Annotated in this window: 21 protein-coding genes and 1 pseudogene; 10 read left to right on the top strand and 12 right to left on the bottom strand. The window is 74.4% G+C overall.

The genetic code is table 11. The features are described from left to right. Nucleotides 1-91 precede the first annotated feature (91 nt). Nucleotides 92-904: an SDR family oxidoreductase gene (locus ACYVKX_RS10450; protein WP_460831705.1), complete on the top strand. Its 813-nt coding sequence runs from the start codon at nt 92-94 to the stop codon at nt 902-904. On the opposite strand, the gene ACYVKX_RS10445 is transcribed toward ACYVKX_RS10450, so the two are convergent. The 10 genes from ACYVKX_RS10445 to ACYVKX_RS10400 all read right to left on the bottom strand — a co-directional run bounded on the left by ACYVKX_RS10445 (nt 901) and on the right by ACYVKX_RS10400 (nt 11,159). Next, the gene (locus tag ACYVKX_RS10445; protein ID WP_460831702.1) at nt 901-1,935 is read right to left on the bottom strand and encodes a serine/threonine-protein kinase; all 1,035 of its coding nucleotides are present in this window, start codon (nt 1,933-1,935) and stop codon (nt 901-903) included. The genes ACYVKX_RS10450 and ACYVKX_RS10445 overlap by 4 nt on opposite strands. A gap of 99 nt (nt 1,936-2,034) precedes the next feature. Continuing rightward, nucleotides 2,035-3,420 (bottom strand): dihydrolipoamide acetyltransferase family protein, encoded by a 1,386-nt coding sequence (locus ACYVKX_RS10440; protein WP_460831700.1) that lies wholly within the window; start codon nt 3,418-3,420, stop codon nt 2,035-2,037. A gap of 3 nt (nt 3,421-3,423) precedes the next feature. Then, on the bottom strand, nt 3,424-4,410 hold the full coding sequence (locus ACYVKX_RS10435; RefSeq protein ID WP_460831697.1) for an alpha-ketoacid dehydrogenase subunit beta: 987 nt from the start codon (nt 4,408-4,410) through the stop codon (nt 3,424-3,426). Nucleotide 4,411: 1 nt separating this feature from the next. Next, entirely contained in the window at nt 4,412-5,608 is a 1,197-nt protein-coding gene (pdhA, locus tag ACYVKX_RS10430; RefSeq protein WP_460831694.1) for a pyruvate dehydrogenase (acetyl-transferring) E1 component subunit alpha, read from the bottom strand. A 175-nt stretch (nt 5,609-5,783) separates the two neighbouring features. Then, entirely contained in the window at nt 5,784-6,725 is a 942-nt protein-coding gene (locus ACYVKX_RS10425; RefSeq protein WP_460831691.1) for a glutathione S-transferase family protein, read from the bottom strand. Between the two features lie 35 nt (nt 6,726-6,760). After that, nucleotides 6,761-7,447, bottom strand: a complete 687-nt coding sequence (locus ACYVKX_RS10420; RefSeq protein ID WP_460831688.1) for an RES family NAD+ phosphorylase — start codon at nt 7,445-7,447, stop codon at nt 6,761-6,763. Between the two features lie 18 nt (nt 7,448-7,465). Then, on the bottom strand, nt 7,466-8,161 hold the full coding sequence (locus tag ACYVKX_RS10415; RefSeq protein WP_460831686.1) for a hypothetical protein: 696 nt from the start codon (nt 8,159-8,161) through the stop codon (nt 7,466-7,468). Between the two features lie 110 nt (nt 8,162-8,271). Continuing rightward, entirely contained in the window at nt 8,272-9,417 is a 1,146-nt protein-coding gene (locus ACYVKX_RS10410; RefSeq protein ID WP_460831683.1) for a glycoside hydrolase family 3 N-terminal domain-containing protein, read from the bottom strand. A gap of 27 nt (nt 9,418-9,444) precedes the next feature. After that, nucleotides 9,445-10,095: a response regulator transcription factor gene (locus ACYVKX_RS10405; protein WP_460831681.1), complete on the bottom strand. Its 651-nt coding sequence runs from the start codon at nt 10,093-10,095 to the stop codon at nt 9,445-9,447. Beyond that, a complete protein-coding gene (locus ACYVKX_RS10400; protein WP_460831679.1) occupies nt 10,092-11,159 on the bottom strand; it encodes a sensor histidine kinase in 1,068 nt (355 codons plus the stop codon). The genes ACYVKX_RS10405 and ACYVKX_RS10400 overlap by 4 nt, the downstream gene beginning before the upstream one ends. Nucleotides 11,160-11,328: 169 nt before the next feature. On the opposite strand from ACYVKX_RS10400, the gene ACYVKX_RS10395 reads away from it, so the two are divergent. Together ACYVKX_RS10395 and ACYVKX_RS10390 are read left to right on the top strand one after the other, a co-directional pair. Continuing rightward, complete coding sequence (locus ACYVKX_RS10395) at nt 11,329-11,919, top strand: CDP-alcohol phosphatidyltransferase family protein (protein WP_460831677.1); 591 nt, start codon at nt 11,329-11,331, stop codon at nt 11,917-11,919. Next, nucleotides 11,916-12,341: a hypothetical protein gene (locus tag ACYVKX_RS10390; protein ID WP_460831675.1), complete on the top strand. Its 426-nt coding sequence runs from the start codon at nt 11,916-11,918 to the stop codon at nt 12,339-12,341. Before ACYVKX_RS10395 ends, ACYVKX_RS10390 begins: the two co-directional genes overlap by 4 nt. On the opposite strand, the gene hisC is transcribed toward ACYVKX_RS10390, so the two are convergent. Together hisC and ACYVKX_RS10380 are read right to left on the bottom strand one after the other, a co-directional pair. Further along, entirely contained in the window at nt 12,331-13,401 is a 1,071-nt protein-coding gene (hisC, locus tag ACYVKX_RS10385; RefSeq protein WP_460831673.1) for a histidinol-phosphate transaminase, read from the bottom strand. The two genes, ACYVKX_RS10390 and hisC, sit on opposite strands and share 11 nt — an antisense overlap. A 10-nt stretch (nt 13,402-13,411) precedes the next feature. Continuing rightward, nucleotides 13,412-13,963, bottom strand: a complete 552-nt coding sequence (locus ACYVKX_RS10380; protein ID WP_460831671.1) for a VanZ family protein — start codon at nt 13,961-13,963, stop codon at nt 13,412-13,414. Nucleotides 13,964-14,141: 178 nt separating this feature from the next. Between ACYVKX_RS10380 and ACYVKX_RS10375 the strand changes: the two genes are divergently transcribed. The 7 genes and pseudogenes from ACYVKX_RS10375 to ACYVKX_RS10345 form a co-directional block, all read left to right on the top strand. After that, the gene (locus ACYVKX_RS10375) at nt 14,142-14,543 is read left to right on the top strand and encodes a phage holin family protein (RefSeq protein WP_460831669.1); all 402 of its coding nucleotides are present in this window, start codon (nt 14,142-14,144) and stop codon (nt 14,541-14,543) included. Nucleotides 14,544-14,547: 4 nt separating this feature from the next. Beyond that, nucleotides 14,548-15,036 (top strand): low molecular weight protein-tyrosine-phosphatase, encoded by a 489-nt coding sequence (locus ACYVKX_RS10370; RefSeq protein WP_460831667.1) that lies wholly within the window; start codon nt 14,548-14,550, stop codon nt 15,034-15,036. After that, entirely contained in the window at nt 15,033-15,899 is an 867-nt protein-coding gene (locus ACYVKX_RS10365) for a fructosamine kinase family protein (protein ID WP_460831665.1), read from the top strand. The genes ACYVKX_RS10370 and ACYVKX_RS10365 overlap by 4 nt, the downstream gene beginning before the upstream one ends. Nucleotides 15,900-15,947: 48 nt before the next feature. Beyond that, nucleotides 15,948-16,652, top strand: a complete 705-nt coding sequence (locus ACYVKX_RS10360) for a response regulator transcription factor (protein ID WP_460831663.1) — start codon at nt 15,948-15,950, stop codon at nt 16,650-16,652. After that, nucleotides 16,649-18,061 (top strand): HAMP domain-containing sensor histidine kinase, encoded by a 1,413-nt coding sequence (locus ACYVKX_RS10355; RefSeq protein ID WP_460831661.1) that lies wholly within the window; start codon nt 16,649-16,651, stop codon nt 18,059-18,061. The genes ACYVKX_RS10360 and ACYVKX_RS10355 overlap by 4 nt, the downstream gene beginning before the upstream one ends. Continuing rightward, on the top strand, nt 18,058-18,588 hold the full coding sequence (locus ACYVKX_RS10350; RefSeq protein ID WP_460831659.1) for a hypothetical protein: 531 nt from the start codon (nt 18,058-18,060) through the stop codon (nt 18,586-18,588). Before ACYVKX_RS10355 ends, ACYVKX_RS10350 begins: the two co-directional genes overlap by 4 nt. Nucleotides 18,589-18,627: 39 nt before the next feature. After that, nucleotides 18,628-20,393: pseudogene (locus ACYVKX_RS10345) on the top strand (PE family protein); the annotation flags it as partial.

Below are 20,393 nucleotides of genomic sequence, written 5' to 3'. Positions count from 1 at the left end.
CACCAGGTTGCAACACCGTGGGAACAGCAAGTAACCCGGCGTTACAAGCGACGGCGACGGGCCACGGTAGAACGCGTTACAGTTCGGCGCCATGGGGACGTACGTCGTCAGCGGGGCCGCATCGGGGATCGGCGCCGCCACGGCCGAGCTGCTGCGGGCGGACGGCCACCGGGTGATCACCGTGGATCTGTGCGACGCCGGCAGCGACATCGACGTCACCGCCGACCTCGGCACCCGGCACGGCCGCGCGGCCGCGGTGGCCGGCGTGCGAGAGCGGACCGAGGTCGTGCACGGGCTCGTGCCGGCCGCGGGGATCGCCGGCCGCACCGGCGTACCCGGCGACCTGCTGGTGTCGGTGAACTTCTTCGGCGCCGTCGCGCTCGTCGCCGGCCTCCGCGACGAGCTCACCGCGGCGAACGGCGCGGGCGTCGTCCTCCTCGCCTCCAACTCGATCACCGGCATGCCCGGCTGGAACGCCCCCGTCGCGCGGGCCTGCCTCCGCGGCGACGAGGCGCTCGCCCGCGAGGAGGCCGCGGGGGTCGACTCGGTGATGGTCTACCCGTCCACCAAGGCCGCGCTCGCGTGGTGGGCGCGCCGCGAGGGCGTGAAGCCGGAGTGGGCCGGCGCCGGCATCCGGCTCAACTCGGTCGCCCCCGGCGCCACCGAGACCCCGATGGTCGAGCAGATGCGCGCCGACCCGCTGCTCGGCCCGGCGGTCGACGCCTACCCCAACGCCATCGGCCGCCTCGGGCGGCCCGAGGAGGTCGCGGCCACGATCGCGTTCCTGCTCTCCGACGGCGCCGCCAACATCGTCGGCGCGGTGATCTTCGTCGACGGCGGCACCGACGCGATGCTGCACCCGATCTCCCCGCCCGGCTGGGAGGTCGGGCCGATCGAGCCCTAGGCACACGCGGCCGCGGCGGCGGTCAGCGACCGCCTGATCCGCGGCCGATCGGCGAGGTCGGGGTTCAGGAACGCGCCGTCCTCGGCGAAGAGCCCGGCCGACACCAGCGCGTCGAACCCCAGGTCGTCGAGGAGGTACGCCGCCGCGCAGTCCGCCTGCACCGGCGTCATCGCCGCCTCGAGCGACGCCGCCAGCTCCGAGGCCGCGCGCTGCTCGGCGTCCACCCCGGGCGAGGGCTGCTGGTCCTCCGGCCAGAGCACCGCGGCGAGGGCGGCCGCAAGGAGCACGACCGCGACCGGCACGGCCGCGCGCCACCAGCGGCGCCGGCGAGGTGTCGACGAGACCAGTGCCTCCCGGAACGCCGCGGCCGAGGGGTACCGGTCCTCGGGCCGCTCCGCCGTCGCGGTCGCGACCACCGCATCGAGCGGGTCGCCCGCCGGCAGCGCCGCCCGGAGCAGGCAGCCGAGCGCGTAGACGTCGGTGGCGACGCCCGCGGTCCCGCCCTCGTGCAGCTCGGGGGCCATGTACGCCGGCGTCCCGGCATCGTCGGGCACGCCGCCGATCGGGCCGGCGACGCCGAAGTCCGCCAGGTAGGCGCGGATCCGCGGGCCGCGGCGGAGCAGCACGTTCGCGGGCTTGATGTCGCGGTGCACCAGCCCGGCCGCGTGCGCGTCGGCGAGCCCGGCGGCCACCTGGTCGATCAGGTCGACCGCGACCGGACGCGGCGGGGCGCCGTACTGCCTCAGCAGCCGGCCGAGGTCGCCGTCCGGGATGAGCTGCGAGGCGATCCAGAGCCGGCCGTCGTCCTCGCCGAACGCGTAGACCGGCACGACGTGCTCGGACTCCAGCCGGGCCTGGATCCGCGCCTCGCGGGTGAACCGCTCGCGGAAGCCGGGGTCGTCGGCCAGCTGCGGCGAGATGACCTTGAGCGCGACCGGGCGGTCGAGCGCGGTGTCGCGGGCGGCGTACACGACGCCCATGCCGCCGCTGCCGAGCCGGCGGTCGATGCGGTACGGCCCGACCCTGTCCACGGGCGAGTCCTACCCCGGAAGCCGGGCCCGGAAGCGCGCATCCCCCGGGACGTCATGCGGACGGTGCAAGGGGACACACCGCCCGCATGACGTCCTCGGTCAGAACAGCAGCGCGGACGCCGGGTCCTGCATCATCCCGGCGACGTCGGAGAGGAACCGCGAGCCCAACTCTCCGTCGATGTGCCGGTGGTCGAAGGACAGCGCCAGGGTGCAGACCTGGCGGACGACGATCTCGTCGGCACCGTCGTCGGAGACCACCCAGGGCGCCTTCCGCACCGCGCCGAAGCACAGGATCGCGGACTCGTCCGGGTTGATGATCGGCGTACCGCCGTCGACGCCGAACGGCCCGACGTTGGTGATCGTGAACGTGCCGCCGCTCATCTCGGCCGGCTGCGTCCGGCCCGCCCGCGCGGTGTCGGCCAGCTCGCCGAGCGCGGCCGCGAGCTCGGGCAGCGACATCGACTCGGCGTCCTTGACGTTCGGGACGACCAGGCCGCGCGGGGTGGCCGCGGCGATGCCGAGGTTCACGTAGCGCTTGAAGACGACCTCGCCGGCCGCCTCGTCCCACCACGAGTTGATCTCCGGCGTACGCCGCATGGCCAGCATCGCCGCGCGGGCGAGCACGAGCAGCGGCGAGACGCGCACGTCGCGGAACTCGCGCCGCGTGCGCAGCCGGTCGACGAACTCCATCGTGCGGGTGACGTCGACGGAGACCCACTCGGTCACGTGCGGCACCGTGAACGCCGACCGGACCATCGCCTGGCCCATCATCTTGCGCACGCCCCTGATCGGCTCGCGCCACTCGCGTCCCCCACCGCCGGTGGTCGAGCTCGTCGAGACCCCGGAGGCGAGACCACTCGCCGCCGCGTGCACGTCGTCGCGGCAGACCGTGCCGTGCGGGCCGGTCGGTGTGAGCGTGGCAAGGTCGACGCCGAGGTCCCTGGCCAGCTTGCGCACCGGCGGCTTGGCCAGGACGTGCACGGACCCGCCCGACGCCGCCGGCGCGGCCGGGGTCGACGGGACCGGCGTCTCGTCGGCCTCGACCATCGGCGCCGCGCCGACCTCGAAGGCCGCCTGCGCCTGCATGTGCGCCGCGGCCGCGCCGGACGCGACCTTGCGGGCGCGGCGGACCGGGCCGCGGTCGGCCTTGTTGCGGCCGACCAGCGACTCGCCCTCGCCGCCGCCGGAGGCGGCCGGGTTGGACAGGTCGATCTCGACAGCAGCGTCAGGGGCGGACGGCGCACCCGCGGCGGGCTCGCCGATCGCGACGATCGGCGTACCGACGGGGACCGTCACGCCGACCTCGGCCAGGATCGCGGTGACCTCGCCGGCGTACGGCGAGGGCAGTTCGACGATCGACTTCGCGGTCTCGATCTCGACGACGACCTGGTTGATCTCGACGACGTCGCCGACCTGGACGTGCCAGGCGACGATCTCCGCCTCGGTCAGGCCCTCGCCGACGTCGGGCAGCTTGTACTCAGGCATGGGTCAGAACTCCAACGAGCGGTCGACGGCGTCCAGCACCCGGTCGAGATCGGGGAGGTAGTCCTCCTCGATCCGCGAGGCCGGGTAGGGGGTGTCGAACGCGCCCACGCGCAGCACCGGGGCCTCGAGGGAGTAGAAGCACTCCTCGGTGATGCGGGCGGCGAGCTCGGCGCCCATGCCGAGGTTGACATGTGCCTCGTGGGCGACGATCGCGCGGCCGGTGCGCCGCACCGACTCGTAGACGGGCTTCATGTCCAGCGGCGAGAGCGTGCGCAGGTCGATCACCTCGAGCGACCTGCCCTCGGTCGCGGCGGCCTCGGCCGCGGACATCGCGGTCTTCACCGTCGGGCCGTAGGCGAGCACCGTCGCGTCGGTGCCGGCGCGGACCACGCGCGAGGCGAACAGCGGCGCGGACGTCGCGGAGTCGTCGAGGTCGGCCTTGTCGGCGTGGTACTGCCGCTTCGGCTCCAGGAAGATCACCGGGTCGTCGCACGCGATCGCCTGCTGGATCATCCAGTAGCCGTCGACCGGGTTCGAGCACGCGACCACCTTGAGGCCCGGCGTGTGCGCGAACTGCGCCTCCGGGCTCTCGCTGTGGTGCTCGACCGCGCCGATGCCGCCGCCGAACGGGATCCGGATGACCATCGGCATCCTCAGCCGACCCTGGCTGCGGAACTGGATCTTCGCGACCTGGCAGACGATCTGGTCGTACGCCGGGTAGACGAAGCCGTCGAACTGGATCTCGACGACGGGGCGGTAGCCGCGCAGCGCCAGGCCGACCGCCGTACCGACGATGCCGGACTCGGCCAGCGGCGAGTCGATGACCCGGTCCTCGCCGAAGTCCTTCTGCAGGCCGTCGGTGATCCGGAAGACGCCGCCGAGCTTGCCGACGTCCTCGCCCATGACCAGGACCCTGGGGTCGTCCTCCATCGCCTTGCGCAGGCCCATGTTGAGGCCCTTGGCGAGCGTGACCTTCTGCGTCTCGGCCATGTCAGCGCGCCCCCTCGAAGCTTGCGAGGTACGCCGCGAAGCCGTCGCGCTGGGCCTCCAGCTCCTCGGTGATCTCGCTGTAGACATGGTCGAAGATGCTCGACGGCTGCGGGTCGGGCAGCGCCTTGCAGCCCTCGCGGAGCCGGTGGCCGAGCTCGTCGGCCTCGTGCTGCACACGTGAGAAGAACTCGTCGTCGGCGATCCCGTTGCGGCGCAGGTAGGCCTCGACGCGGGCGATCGGATCCTTGAGCTTCCAGCGCTCGAGGTCGTCGGAGAGCCGGTAGCGGGTCGGGTCGTCGGTCGTGGTGTGCGCGCCCATCCGGTAGGTGTACGCCTCGACGAACGTCGGCCCCTGCCCGTCGCGGGCCCGCTGGAGGGCGGCCTGCGTGACGGCGTAGGTCGCGAGCACATCGTTGCCGTCGACGCGGACGCCCGGGAAGCCGAAGCCGAGAGCCCTCTGGTAGAGCGGGATCCGGCTCTGTCGCTCGATCGGCTCGGAGATCGCCCACTGGTTGTTCTGGCAGAAGAACACGACCGGGGCGTTGTAGGACGCGGCGAAGATGAAGGACTCGTTGACGTCGCCCTGCGAGGACGCGCCGTCGCCGAAGTGCGCGATCACCGCGGCGTCGCGATCGGGGTCGCCGGTGCCGACGACGCCGTCGCGCTGCATGCCCATCGCATAGCCGGTCGCGTGCAGCGTCTGCGCGCCGATCACGATCGTGTAGAGCCCGAAGTTGTTGTCCGTCGGGTCCCAGGAGCCGTGGTCGACGCCGCGGAAGAGCCCGAGCAGGTCGAGCGGGTCGACCCCGCGGCACCAGGCGACGCCGTGCTCGCGGTACGTCGGGAAGACGAAGTCCTGCGGGCGCAGCGCGCGGCCGGCGCCGATCTGCGCGGCCTCCTGGCCGAGCAGCTGGGCCCAGATGCCGAGCTCGCCGTGGCGCTGGAGCGCGGTGGCCTCGACGTCGATCCGGCGGGTCAGCACCATGTCCCGGTAGAAGCCGAGGATCGCGTCGTCGCCGAGGTCGAAGGAGAACTCGGGGTGCTCGATCCGCTCGCCCTCGGGCGTCAGCAGCTGGACCAGCTCGGGGCCGCCGTCTTGCTGCGCGGGCCCGAAGACCTCGACGAGGTCGGGGCCGAACCCCGCCGTACTGGATCCCGGAGTAGGGGGGGGTGTCTCACCCGATGGCTGCTGGGTCACGTGCGCTCCTTCGAGATCGCCGGCGGTACGGGGTCTCCGCGTGCCGAGTTCGGTCGCTCCGGACGCGGGGCGCGGGGGTGGTGCGCCCTGTGACCCGGAGCACAATCGTGCACGGCAAAACCTACTCGCGTCGTCGTAGCCCTCGCCAATCCGGGTCGGCCCGGGTCGTGCCGACCTACAGCCTCTCCCGCCCGTGCCTGGTCAGCCAGCCGCGGGTGTCGGGGCCCTTGGGGACCACGTGGGTCGGGTTGATGCCCGTGTGCACGACGTAGTAGTGCCTCTTGATCTGGAAGAAGTCGATGGTGTCGCCGAAGCCGGGGGTCTGGAACAGGTCGCGCGCGTAGCCCCACAGCGCCGGCATCTCGCTCAGCTTGTTGCGGTTGCACTTGAAGTGGCCGTGGTAGACCGCGTCGAAGCGGGCCAGCGTCGTGAACAGCCGGACGTCGGCCTCGGTGATCGCCTCGCCCATCAGGTAGCGCCGGTCGGTGAGCCGCTCCTCCAGCCAGTCGAGCGCGGCGAACAGCCGGTCGTACGCCGCCTCGTAGGCCTCCTGGCCGGTGGCGAACCCCGCGCGGTAGACGCCGTTGTTGACCTCGGTGTAGACCCGCTGCATGACCTCCTCCATCTCCTCGCGGAGGTCGTCGGGCCACAGGTCCGGGGCGTCGGGGCGGTGGTGGTCGCGCCACTCGAAGAAGAGGTCGTGGGTGATCCACGGGTAGTCGTTCGTCACCACGCCGCCGGACGGGACGTCGACGACCGCCGGCACCGTGATGCCGCGTTCGTAGTCGGGGAACCGGGCGAGGTAGGCATCCTGGAGCCGCTCGTAGCCGAGCACCGGATCGCGCCCGTCCGGGTCGAGGTCGAAGGTCCAGCTGCGCTCGTCGTGGGTCGGCCCGCACAGCCCCATCGAGATCACGTCCTCGAGGCCGAGCAGGCCGCGCACGATGATCGCCCGGTTCGCCCACGGGCAGGCGCGCGCGGCCACCAGCCGGTAGCGGTCCGGCTCCACCGGCCACAGCTCGCCGTCGACGGGGCCGTGCTCCGGCCTGCGGGCGTCCCGGGTGATCCGGTCGGGGATGTAGGTCGAGTCTCGCTTGAACTCACCGGAGTCGCTCATGAAGCCACCCTAGAGGCGTGCCCCAGAGTGCCGGCTCACGGCATGAACGGCGCACCGGCGACCGCGACGCCGATCGAGTCGGCGACGTCGAGGATCCACTCGAAGGCTGCCGGAGCCGTCAGGTAGGACCTCGCCATCGCACCCTCGAACTCGAGCTCGCGCGACGTCACTCGTCCTCCGAAGAGCACGACCGCGCGGGAGGTGTCCTCCTGGCGAGACATCCAGACCATGCCGTCGAAGGACCTCGGGTGACGGTACGCCGCGACCGCCCATCCGACGGTGTCGAGATACCGGTCCGGCCCGGACTCGATCAGCTCGACGCGCCCGACCTCGAGTCTCCGGAGGCCACCGGACGTGAGGTCGGCCAGGTGGAGGTCGCGCGTCGGAGTCAGCTCTGCGAGGTATCTCCCCTTGAGCTTGGAGTACTGCACCGAGCGGGGCTCGCCGCGGATCGGGACGTCGTGGAAGACGGTCTCGCTGATCGCCCCCAGGGCGGTCTCGGCGCCGTACAGGGTCGGGACCGGTCGTCCGCGTCCCTTCCTCCCACCCGGGAACGGAGAGAACCGCGCGGGCGACGGTGAGACGTAGGGCTCGTTCTCGGCGCGCGGGTCGGGACCGACTCGGTGGATCCGCTTCCCGGCTCTCCAGACGTACGGACGGAAGTCGGGCGTCTCGCCGGGCACCGGTACCGATGCCGACTCGGGCAGTGGGTGCCTTCGCACGGACGTCAGTGCACGTACTCAGGCGCCCAGGTCGGCGCGCTCGGCCGCGGCGGCCGCGACGACACGTCCGGGATCCTCCACCAGGAGGTCGACCGGACGCCGACCCCCGAGCCGCGAGTTCACGCTGGCGAACCAGAGCGCGATGCCCCACGCCGAGTTGTCCGGAGACAGCTGCGCCAGGACGTCGCGGACCACCGGACGAGGCCGCCCTCTCTCGAGGTCGAACTGGAACGCGGGGAAGAGCCGCCCGCTGTCGACAGTCACGGCGAAGACCGACCCGTCGCGGAGCCAGCGACTGGCGGTCGCCGAGGTGTTGGTCGAGGTGGACCCGGCCACCTCGGCGACCCCGGCGCTCGTGAGCATGCCGAACTCGCGACCCAGCCCCGCGAGGATCTCGGTGTTGCGCTCCACCTGCCGCAGGACGCCGCGCGTCAGGGTGCGCTCGTCCGGCATCAGATCCGCGACGATCCTGCTCACCGACTCCCGCCGCAGATCGCTGTGCTCGTTCAGTCGCTGGGCGAGATCGACGAGGGCGGCGCCCACGCCGTCGGACCTCAGCTCGACGATCGCGATGCCCTCGCCGCCCCTCGCGAACACGAAGTCCGCCCGGCCGCTTCGGGCACGACCCCGCGCGCGAGCGGGGACGTGCTCCAGCGCCGCCACGGCCTCCTTGCCCTGGAGGACGACGACTCCGCCGGCGGCTTCCTCGACCATGACTGCTGCCTCTCATCCGATGAGGTCAACGGTAGCGTAAGACGAATGAGCAAGCCACCTGAGCCTTACTCAGATCTCGAAAGTGCCGATGCGCAGCCGCGGCGCGTCCCTCACCGGGGCAGCAGGCCCTGACGATCCTTGGCCCGCAGGATGCGCAGGGCGGAGGCGTTCACCAACGCCTGGAACGCCTTGCTGCGCTGCGCCCTGGCCAGTACGGCGCCGTACATCTCCGGCAGCGGAGCCGGGTCGACGATCAGCACCAGGTCGCCGCCGGCCCGGATGAACCGCACCGCGCGGCCGGCCGGCGGGACCGACGCGACCTGCTCGGCCCGCGCCAGGTCGTCGCTGATCACCACGCCCCGGAAGCCGAGGTCGCCGCGCAGCATCCTCCCGACCACGACCGGCGAGAACGCCGCCGGCCGCCTCGGGTCGATCCGCCGGTAGTAGGCCGTCGACATCATGACGACCGGCACGCCGTCCTCGACCGCCGCCCGGAACGGCCGCAGGTAGGGGTCGCGCCGGGTGGTCACCCGGTCGGTCACGTTCGAGGCGACGTCGGTGTTGGCGTGCACCCGGCCGAGCCCGGGGAAGTGCTTCGCGGTGGGCGTCACGCCGGCGTCGAGCATCCCGCGCAGGAACGCGAGCCCGTGCCGCGCGACGACCCGGGTCGTGTAGCCGAACTGCCGGTCGTACCTGCCGATCGGCGGGTTGTGCCGCGCCGCCCTCCTGCTCGGCACCGTGTCGAGGACGGGCGCGAGGTTCATGTTCACGCCGGCGCTGCGCAGCTGCTCGCCCCAGGTCTCGGCGCCGTCGCGCAGCCGGGACAGCGACCACCGGCCCTGCACGAGCGCGGACGGGATGTCGGAGAGGCCGGGCCCCTGGAGCACCCGCACCTGGCCGCCCTCCTGGTCGGTCGCGACGAACAGCCGCACGTTGCCGGTCGACGCCGCCGAGACCTCGCCGCGCATCGCCCGCGACACCCGCCGCGGGTCCCGCACGCCGTCGTAGCTGCGCCCGGTCAGCATCACGTTGCCGACGTGGTAGCGCCCGATCTGGGAGCGGGTGCGCCGGTCGACCCGGTCGGCCGGCGTACCGACCATGAACAGCTGGCCCACGCGCTGCTCCAGCGACAGCCCGCGCAGCACCTGGGCGGGCGTCGCCTCGCGCGGCACCCGCGGCACCTCCTGGGCGACCGCGCCGAGGCTGCCGGCGGCGAGCACGGCGGTGGCAACGAGGTTCGGGATCGCGGAGAGCACGCGGCGACGGTACAAGGGCCGGCGTCGTCAGGGGGTGAGGCCGGCGCGGATCGCGAGCAGGGCGGCGCCGACCCGGTCCCTGCTCCCGGTCTTGTCGAGGACGTTGCTGACATGGGTCTTGACCGTGCTGAGCGAGAGGTGCAGCCGGTCGGCGATCTCGGTGTTGTTCAGTCCCGCGCCGACCAGCGCCAGCACGTCGGACTCCCGTGAGGTGAGTGCGTACGGCGCCAGGTCGGCCGTGCCGGACGAGCCGCTGGCCCGCACCCGGGCGAGCACGGCACCGGTCACCTCGGGGGAGAGGATCGAGTCGCCACCGGCCACCCGGCGTACCGCGTCCACGAGCTCGCGCCCGCTGCACCGCTTGAGCACGAAGCCCCGGGCGCCGGCGGCGATCGCGTCGAGCACGTAGGCGTCGTCGTCGAAGGTCGTCACCACGATCACGGCCGGGGCGTGCGGCACCGCGGCCAGCGCGCGGGTGGCCGCGAGCCCGTCGAGCACCGGCATCCGGATGTCGACGAGGGCGACGTCGATCCGCGGGTCGGCCCGCACGGCGTCGAGGAACCGCCGGCCGTCCTCGGCCTGCACCGCGACCTCGATGTCGGCCTGGGCGCCGAGGATCATCGCGAAGCCCTCGCGCACCAGCTGCTGGTCGTCGACCACCGCGACCCGGACCGTCATCGGCGCACCGGCAGGTAGACGTCCACGATGGTGCCGCCTCCGGGCCGCCGGCTGATGCTCCAGATGCCGGCCAGCGCGGTCACCCGCTCCTCGATACCGACCAGGCCGGAGCCGCGGGTGACCTCCTGCGGCGGGCCGACGCCGTCGTCGCTGACCCGGAGCCGCACGTTGCTGCCCGCGAGCGCGACCTCGACCCAGACGGCGCCGGCCTGTGCGTGCCGGGCCACGTTGGTGAGCGCCTCCTGGACGATCCGGTACGCCGACAGCGTGGTCGCCTCGTCCAGCTCGACCTCGGGGTCGACGTCCACGGCGACGGCGACGCCCTGGTGGCGCAGCGGCGCGGCCAGCAGCTCGTCGATGTCGGAGAGCCGGGGCGACGCGGTCACGCGCAGCGGGGCCTCCGGGTCGCGCAGGTGCACGACCAGGGCGTCGAGCTCGCCGAGGGCGAGCCGGCCGAGGCCGCCGATCTCGCGCAGCGCCCGCTCCGGCTCGCCGACCAGACCGGCCTCGGCCTGCACCACCATCGCGGTCACGTGGTGGCCGACCACGTCGTGCAGCTCGCGGGCCAGGCTGGTGCGCTGCTCCAGCCAGACGGCCTGGCCGCGCAGCCGCCGGGTCTCCCCGGCCAGCCGGTCGCTGCGGTCGAAGGCGCGCACCAGCACGCCGAGCGCGCCGCCGAGCGCGACGGCCAGGAACGGTGCCGGGCTGGCCCCGTAGTCGTAGAAGAAGAGGGAGGTCACCGAACCGATCGCGCCGGCGACCCAGGCGAGCCATGGGAACTCGGCCGGGTCGTCGGACACCGAGATGTAGACCAGACCGGTCACGGCGGGCCACAGGAAGACGGCCTCGGGCACGTAGATCGCGAGCACCCCGGCGGTGACGCCCAGCACCAGGTAGCGCCAGGCCCGGAACCGCCAGCTCAGGATCACGACGACCGGCACGAGGACGGACAGCGCCGGCGACGCCGTCTCCGGCTCGAACGCGACCGAGACCAGGAACGAGAGCACGGCGGCCGCGACCGACGCCCAGAACAGCACCCGGCGGACCCGACCGGGCGCGCTCACCGACCGTCGCATCCGGCTCCGCAGCCTCCTGATCGCACCTCGCACCCGGCCAGTCTCGGCGACCGCGGCCCCGTTGTCCCGGACGCCGGGCGAAGTCGGCACCCGGGTACCGGCCGGCGCGGCACCGCGGGCGGTTCCGCGCGGCGCCGCGCGGCGGGACCGTGCTGCCATGACGACCACAGCGATCCGGCACCGGCCCGCGGTCACGCTCCCGCTCGGCTCGCTCGACACCTGGCCGAACCTGGTCACGCTGCTGCGCACGACGGTCGCGGTCGTCGTCGGCGGCTACGCCCTCGCGAGCCAGGACCTGCGGATCAGCGCGATCGCCTACGCGGCGTACTGGATCGGCGACATCCTCGACGGCTGGCTGGCCCGGCGCCTGGACCAGGAGACCCGGCTCGGCGCGGTGCTCGACATCGTCAGCGACCGGGCGTGCACCGCGCTGCTGTGCGCCGGGCTGCTCGCGCACCTGCCGGGCGCGTGGGTGCTGGCGGTGGCGTTCCTGCTGTCCTTCGCGGTGCTGGACACGATGCTCTCGCTGGCGTTCCTGTGCTGGCCGATCCTCGGCCCCAACGACTTCCACCTCGTCGACCACACCGTCTGGCGGCTGAACTGGTCGCCGCTCGCCAAGGCCGCCAACACCGCGGGCGTGGTCGTCGCGATCGCGCTCGGGTGGTACGCCGCCGGCCTGGTCGTCGTGCTCGCGGTCGGCGCGGTCAAGGTGTGGTCGGCGGCCCGGGTGCTGGGGATGCTGCGGTGACCGGGATCCTCGCCGCCCTCGCCGCCCTCGGCGCCGGCGTCGGGTCGGCGCTGCTGCCCGTGGTCAACGCCGAGGCGTACGCCGTCCTCGCGGCCACCCGGTCGCACGCCTGGCCGGCCGCGCTCCTCGTGCTCGCGCTCGCGGCCGGGCAGACCGCCGGCAAGCTGGTGCTCTTCGAGTCGGCACGCCGGGGCGCGAGCCGCTGGGCCGCCAAGCTCACCGCGAGCCGGTGGGCCGGCCGCGCCGCCGGCCCACCGGTCGTGCTGGCGTCGGCGGCGGTCGGGCTGCCGCCGCTCGCGGTCGTCAGCCTGGCGTCGGGCGCGACCGGTCAGTGCCGCTGGCTGTTCGGCACGCTCGTGCTCCTCGGCCGGACCGCGCGGTTCGCGGTCTTGGTGCTCCCGATCGCGTGGGCTAGCGCCTGAACGCCGCGGCCACCGCGAGCAGCCGGTCGTTGGCCTCGGTCTCGCCGATCGACACCCGGGCGCCCTCGCCGGCGAACGGGCGCACCACGATGCCGGCCTCGTCGGCCGCGGCCGCGAAGTCGGCGGTCCGCTCGTCGAGGGCGAGCCACACGAAGTTGCCCTGCGCCTCCGGCACGTCCCAGCCGGCCTCGCGCAGGCCGTCCACGACGCGGGACCGCTCGGCGACCAGCGCGTCCACGCGCACGAGCAGCTCGGCCTCCCGCTCCAGCGACGCGATCGCGGCGGCCTGGGCGACGGTCGAGACGCCGAACGGCAGCGACACCGCGCGCAGGGCCGCGGCGATCGGGGCCGGCGCGACGGCGTACCCGACCCGGAAGCCGGCCAGCCCGTAGGCCTTGGAGAAGGTCCGGGTGAGCACGACGTTGTCGTGGCGGCAGTACGTCGCGATCCCGTCGACCGGGTCGGACATGCGCACGAACTCGACGTACGCCTCGTCGACCACGACCAGCACCCGCGAGGGCACCCGTGCGAGGAATGCGTCCAGCTCGGCCTGGCTCACCGCCGGCCCGGTGGGGTTGTTGGGCGTGCAGACCAGCACCACCCTGGTGCGGTCGGTGATCGCCGCGGCCATCGCGTCGAGGTCGTGGCGGCCGGCAGCCGTGACCGGCACCCGGACCGCCGCCGCGGCCGCGGCGGCCACCGCGATCGGGTACGCCTCGAAGGAGCGCCACGCGAACACGACCTCGTCGCCGGGGTCGCAGAACGCCTGCACCAGCTGGTAGATCAGGCCGACCGAGCCGGTGGCGACCGAGAGGTGCTCGGCCGGCACGCCGAGCCGCCGCGACAGCGCCTGATAGAGCGCGGACGCGCCCATGTCGGGGTAGCGGTTCATCGCGCCGACGCCGGCCTGCACGGCCTCGACGACGCCGGGCAGCGGCGGGTAGGGGTTCTCGTTCGACGACAGCTTGTAGGAGGTCATCCCGGGGCGCACCGTCGGCGGCCTCCCGGCGACGTACGGCGGGATCTCCGCGACGTTGGGCCGGGGCTGGGGCGTGGTCATGTCTCGCACCCTAGGACGTGCGCCACGGCCGCAGGAGGACGGCGAGCACCAGCCCCATGCCGACCCCGATCGCGGCACCGGTCACGTTGTCGACGACGTCGGTGACGTCGCACGCGCGGTCGATCCGGGCGAGCGCGAGCTGGGTCGCCTCGATCGCGATCGAGTACGCCGCCAGCAGCGCCAGCCCCACGGGGACTCCCGCCCACGCGACCCGCGGCCACCGGGCGAGCGCCAGCACCAGCAGCGCGCCGGCGGGCGCGAACACGACCGTGTTGAGCATCCGCTGGCCGCCGGCGAAGATCCAGAAGCCGTCGGGCGCGGGGCCGCCGATGTCCCAGGAGCAGGTGGTGAGCCGCCCCTCGGCCGAGACGATGCCGGGCGCGCCGTTCGCGGGGATCAGCGTGATGGTGGCGATCACCGCCAGCGACCAGACGAGCCCGGCGATCGCCAGCGCCGTCACCCACCCCAGGCCCGGCCGGAGCGCGAGGGCGAGCAGCAGGCAGACCAGCCCGGACACGGCGACGAGCGCGAGCATCACCTCCACGCCGCCGACCGGGAACACGCCTCCGACGGTAGCGGGCGGGGTGCGCGGTTTCGGCTGCCAGCAGCCAGAACCCCCACGACACGCCTACGGCACCACGACCTCGACGCCCCGCTCCTCGAGCGACACCTCGCCGCGACCTCGATCCTCGACGCGCTGGGCCTCGGCGACGAGGACTGACGGCGACTAACCTCGGACCATGGGTCTCCTCAAGTTCGCCGGGTGGCTGGCCACCAACCTCGTCGCCCTCGCCGCGGCGGTGTGGATCTTCGACGGCATCGGCTTCCCCGGCCCGTCCGGGTGGGACGAGATCGCCGACAACTTCTGGGCGCTGGTCTTCGTGGCCCTGCTGCTGGGCATCGTGAACTCGTTCGTGAGCCCGGTCGTCAAGCTCCTCTCGATCCCGTTCATCGTCGTCACCCTCGGGCTGATGCTGCTGGTGATCAACGCGCTGATGCTGCTGTTCACCGAGTGGCTGGCCGGGCTGTTCGACTCCGACTTCTACGTCCACGGGTTCTGGACCGCCGTGGGCGGCTCGATCGTGATCACGATCGTGACCTGGATCGTCGGCCTGCTCTTCGGTGACGCCGAGGACGCCTGAGTACGTGTCGGGAACGGGGCCGAGGCGGCCCGGACGCTACCGGGTCGTCCTCGTCTGCCTCGGCAACATCTGCCGCTCCCCGATGGCGCACGTCGTCCTCGAGGAGCGACTGGCCGACGCCGGCCTGGCCGACCGAGTCGAGGTGAGCAGCTCCGGCACCGGCGGCTGGCACGTCGGCGGCCCGATGGACCGCCGGGCCGCGGCGACGCTGACCGCGGCGGGGTACGACGCCTCGCGGCACCGCGCCCGGCAGTGGGCCGACGGCGACGCCGACGCGGCGGACCTGGTGCTCGCGATGGACCGGCAGAACCTCGCCGACCTCGGCGGGCCGAGCGAGCGGATCCGGCTGTTCCGCGACTTCGACCCGGTCGAGCCCGGGGCCGACGTACCGGACCCGTACTACGGTGGGGACTCCGGTTTCGAGGAGGTCCTCGCGATGGTCGAGAGAACGGCCGCAGCGCTGGCGACAGCCCTGGAGGCGCGGGTCCGGTGACCCGGCAGCCGCTGGTCGCCCGTCGCGCCGAGGAGCTCCTCGGCTCGGCGGTGGTGGCCACGGCGCCGGTCGCGGGCGGCGACGTCGCGACCGCGACCCGGCTGCGCCTCAGCGACGGGACCACCGCGCTGATGAAGACGCTCCCCCACGCGCCCGACGGCTTCTTCGCCGCCGAGGCCGGCGGGCTGCGCTGGCTCGACGAGGCGACGCCGGACGGCGGCGCCCGCGTGCCCGAGGTGCTCGGGGCCGACCACGAGTGCGTGATCGTCCGCTGGGTCGAGCCCGGCAAGAGCTCGGTCGACGCGGCCGCCGCGCTCGGGCGCGAGCTGGCCGCGACGCACGCGGCCGGAGCGGCGGCGTTCGGCCTCGACCACGACGGCTACATCGGCCGGCTGCCGCTGCCGAACCGGGCCGCCGACACCTGGGCGGAGTTCTACGCCGCCCGCCGGGTCCTCCCCTACGTCAGCCTCGCCCGCGACCGCGGCGCCGCGACCGACGACCAGGCCGCGGCCGTCGAGGCCGTCCTGCCCCGGCTCGGCGAGCTGGTGCCCGCCGAGCCGCCGGCCCGCCTGCACGGCGACCTCTGGAACGGCAACGTGCTCTGGGGTCTCGACGGCCACGCCTGGCTGATCGACCCGGCGGCGTACGGCGGCCACCGCGAGCTGGACCTCGCGATGCTCGCGCTCTTCGGGCTGCCGCACCTGCCGCGGGTGCTCGACGCCTACCACGAGGCCGCGCCGCTCGCCGACGGCTGGGAGGACCGGGTCGCGCTGCACCAGATCTTCCCGCTGCTCGTGCACGCCTGCATGTTCGGGGGCGGGTACGCCGGCCGCGCGGCCGAGCTCGCGGCGCGCTACGTGTGACCGGCGGGCTCTCAGTGCCGGCTCAGCCTCGGCTGGCACAGTAGGCGCGTGACCACCGCGACCGGACCCCAGCCTCGTGTGCTCGTCGTCGACGACGACAGGGCCGTCCGGGAGTCGCTGAGGCGGTCGCTGGAGTTCAACGGCTACCAGGTCGCCCTCGCCGGCGACGGCGCCGAGGCGCTCGCCGCCATCGCCGCCACCGCCCCCGACGTCGTCGTGATGGACGTGATGATGCCGCGCCTCGACGGCCTCGAGGCGACCCGCGCGCTGCGCACCGCCGGCAACGACCTGCCGATCCTGGTGCTCACCGCCCGCGACGCCGTCGGCGACCGGGTCGAGGGCCTCGACGCGGGCGCCGACGACTACCTCACCAAGCCGTTCGCCCTGCAGGAGCTGCTCGCCCGGCTCCGCGCGCTGCTGCGCCGGGTCGCCCCGCGCGAGGACGCCGAGGACGAGGTGATCTCGTTCTCCGACCTCTCGATGGACATCGCGACCCGCGAGGTGCGGCGCGGCGACCGGCCGATGGAGCTGACCCGCACCGAGTTCGCGCTGCTCGAGCTGTTCCTGCGCCGGCCGCGCCGGGTGCTGGAGCGCTCGTTCATCCTCGAGGAGGTCTGGGGCTACGACTTCCCCACGACCGCCAACTCGCTCGAGGTGTACGTCGGCTACCTGCGCCGCAAGACCGAGGCGGAGGGCGAGACCCGCCTGATCCACACCGTCCGCGGCGTGGGCTACGTGCTGAAGGAATCGTGACCGTACTGCCGAACCTCGGGCCGGACGGGCGCTGGCACTACCGCCGCTCCCTCGCCTCCCGGGTCACCGTCCTCACCGCGATCGCGGCCGGCGCCACGGTCGCCCTGGTCGCGCTCGGCGCGTACTTCACGGTCCGCATGCAACTGCAGGCGACGCTCGACGACTCCCTGCTCAAGCGGGCCCAGAGCACCCCCACCGACTCGCTGTGCCGGAGCAGCGCGACCTTCCCCTCCGACTACTTCGGGGCGGCCAACGTGTGGGTCGCCTGCCTCGACGGCACCGGCAACGGCGTCATCCTGGCCCGCAAGTCCGACCGGGCCGACACGCTGATCGGCGGCCCGGAGATCGCGGTCTCCCGCGGCGAGCGCGACTCCTCGATGCGCACCGTGACCGGCGACGGGACCAGGTGGCGGATCGCGGCGGTCCGGCGCGACGACGGCTACACGATGGTGATCGCCCAGTCCCTGGACTCCCAGGAGGACCTGCTCGCGAAGCTCGGCATCGTGATGCTCCTCTTCGGCCTCGCGGGCGTGATCGCGTCCGGCATGGCCGGCTGGGCGGTGGCCCGCAACGGCCTGCGCCCGGTCCGGCAGCTGACCGCCTCGGTCGAGGAGATCGCCCGCACCGAGGACCTGCGCCCGCTCCCGGTCGAGGGCGCCGACGAGGTCGCGCGGCTGGCGACCGCGTTCAACCAGATGCTCGCCGCGCTGGCCGCCGGCCGCGACCGCCAGCGCCAGCTGGTCGCGGACGCCGGCCACGAGCTGCGCACCCCGCTCACCTCGCTGCGCACCAACCTGGACCTGCTCAGCCAGGCCGACAGCGCCGGCGGGCTCCCTCCGGGCGCGAGGGAGGAGCTGCTGGCCGACGTACGCGCCCAGATCGAGGAGATGACGACGCTGATCGGCGACCTGATGGAGCTCTCGCGCGACGAGCCGCTCACGCACGTGGTCGAGGAGATCGACCTCGCCGACCTGGTCGACCGGACCCTCTCGCGGGTGCGCCGCCGGGCGCCGGGGGTGACCTTCGAGGCCGACCTGGCCCCCTGGTACCTCATCGGCGAGCAGGCCGGCATCGAGCGCGCGGTCGCCAACCTGCTCGACAACGCCGCCAAGTGGAGCCCCGCCGGCGGCACCGTCACGGTCCGCCTCGGGGACGGCGTCCTGGTCGTCGACGACCAGGGCCCGGGCATCGCCGCCGACGACCGGCCGCACGTCTTCGACCGCTTCTACCGCTCGCCCGAGTCCCGGGCGATGCCCGGCTCGGGGCTCGGCCTCTCGATCGTCCGGCAGGTCGCCGAGCGCCACTCCGGCACCGTCGAGGCGGGCGTGTCGCCGGCCGGCGGCGCCCGGCTGACGCTGTGGCTGCCGGGCTCGGCCTCCCCCGTCCCGGACTGGACCCCGGCGTCGTGAGGGCCGTCGCCCTGGCGGTCGCGACGGCCGCCGCCCTGACCGGCTGCTCGGGGTCGCCGGAGGCGGAGCCGGCTCCGGCCCCGACCGGCGTGGCCGGCGTGGCCTGGAGCCCGTGCGACGACCTCACCGCCCGGCAGGTGGGCGAGATCGCGGGCGAGCCCGTGAAGGAACGCACCGGGACCCGGGCCTCCCCGCGGTGCACGTTCGTGCCGGCGACGAAGGGCGGTCCGGCGTACGACGTCAGCTATCTCTTCTTCGACGGCGGCCTCGACGCCGCGCTCGCCGCGATGGGCACCGTCGGCAAGCAGCTCGAGTCCGTCGACGTCCCCGGTGCCGAGGCCGCCCGCCTGGCCGTGAAGGAACGCAAGGACGGCGTCCTGGTCACCGGCTTCGTGCAGGCCGACGGCCTGGTGCAGAGCGTGAACGCGGTCCGGCTGGAGCCCTACGACAGCGACGCGCTGGTGCGGTCGGTCACCGACCTGATGGCGCTGCTGGCGAAGAACGCGTCGCAGGCAAATCCGGAGTAACGGCCACAGATCGTCCATCCTCGATCAGAATCGGGTGGCATGGCTCCCCTGCGTCGTACCGTCACGCTCCTCGCCGCCACCGGCCTCGTCCTCGGGGGAGCCCTCGTCGGGCTGTCGCCCGCGCACGCGGCCGCCGCGATGTCGGAGCTGCAGACCTCGATCTCGGCCGGCGGGACGGTGGTCCTCGGCGGCGGCGTCACGGCCGCGTCGGGCGAGAGCCTCGACGTCCCCGTCTCGACGCCGGTGACCCTGGACCTCAACGGCTACGACCTCACGATCCTCGACCCGGGCTCGGGTCGGGCGGCGATCGGCGTCCCGGCCGGGGCCGAGCTCACGATCACCGGCGGTGGCACGCTCACGGTCACCGGAGGCAGCGGCGCCGCGGGGATCGGCGGCGGCGCGGGCGCCGACGGCGACCCCGGCGGCGCGAGCGGCGCGATCACCGTCGACGGCACCGGCATCGTCACCGCCACCGGCGGATCCGGTGGCGCGGGGATCGGCGGCGGCGCCGGGGGCGCAGGAGCGTCGGAGGTCAGCGTCGGTGGCGCGGGCGGCGCCGGCGGCGCGGGTGGCAGCATCACGATCCGAGGGGCCAGCCGGGTCACCGCGACCGGCGGCGACGGGGCGGCCGGGCTCGGCGGCGGCCGGGGCGGGAACGGCGGCGCCGGCGCGTTCGTCGGCGGCCGAGCGGGCGACGGCGGCGCCGGTGCCGACGTGACGATCGCAGGCAGCAGCACCGTCGACGTCACCGGGGTGAACGGCGTCGGCGTCGGCGGCGGACGCGGGGGCGACGGCGGGACCGGCGGCACGGGAGCCGCCGGAATGCCCGGAGTCGGCGGGAGCACCGGGGGCAACGGCGGGACCGGCGGCCTGGGCGGCAGCGGCGGCAGCGCCGGCGAGATCACCACGGCCGGCACCAGCCGGGTCACCAGCACGGGCGGCACGGGCGCACCCGGGATCGGCGGGGGCACGGGTGGCAGCGGCGGCACGGGTGGCAGCGGCGGCGCCGGCGGCACGGGCGCACCCGGAACCGGCGCCGACGGGGGCGACGGCGGAGCGGCCGGGGACGGTGGCAGCGGCGGCAGCGGCGGCGCGGCGGGCGTCGTCACCACGCGGGGCGAGAGCAGCCTCACCAGCACTGCCACCGGGGCCACGGCCGCGATCGGCGGCGGAGCCGCCGGGAGCGGCGGGGACGGCGGGACCGGCGGCGTGGGGGGCCGAGGAGGCACCGGCGGCGACGGCAGCACCGGAGCAGGGCAGGGTGGCGACGGCGGCCTGGGCGGCGCGGGCGGCAGTGCCGGCAGCGGGGGCATCGGCGGCGATGGCGCCGCGGTCACGACCGAAGCCGGCAGCACGCTCGCGGTGGTCAGCGCCGCCGGCTTCGGGCCGGGCGAGAGTGGGGCCGCGGGGGTCGCGGGGGCCGCCGGCAACGGGGGCCTGGGCGGCGAGGCCGGCGTGGGTGTAGGTGGCAATGGCGGCGTGGGCGGCACTGGCGGCGTGGGTGCGGGTGGCACCGGCGGCACGGGCGGCAACGGCGGTGTGGGCGCGGGCGGCACTGGCGGCGTGGGTGCAGGTGGCACCGGCGGCAACGGCGGTGTGGGCACGGGCGGCACTGGCGGCACCGGCGGCAACGGCGGTGTGGGCGCGGGCGGCACCGGCGGCACCGGCGGCAACGGCGGTGTGGGCGCGGGCGGCACTGGCGGCACCGGCGGCAACGGCGGCAACGGCGGTGTGGGCGCGGGCGGCACCGGCGGCACCGGCGGCAACGGCGGTGTGGGCGCGGGCGGCACTGGCGGCACCGGCGG

Source organism: Nocardioides hungaricus (assembly GCF_054782915.1).
Note: the sequence above shows the minus strand (reverse complement) of the source record. Positions and strands in the feature narration are given on the sequence as shown.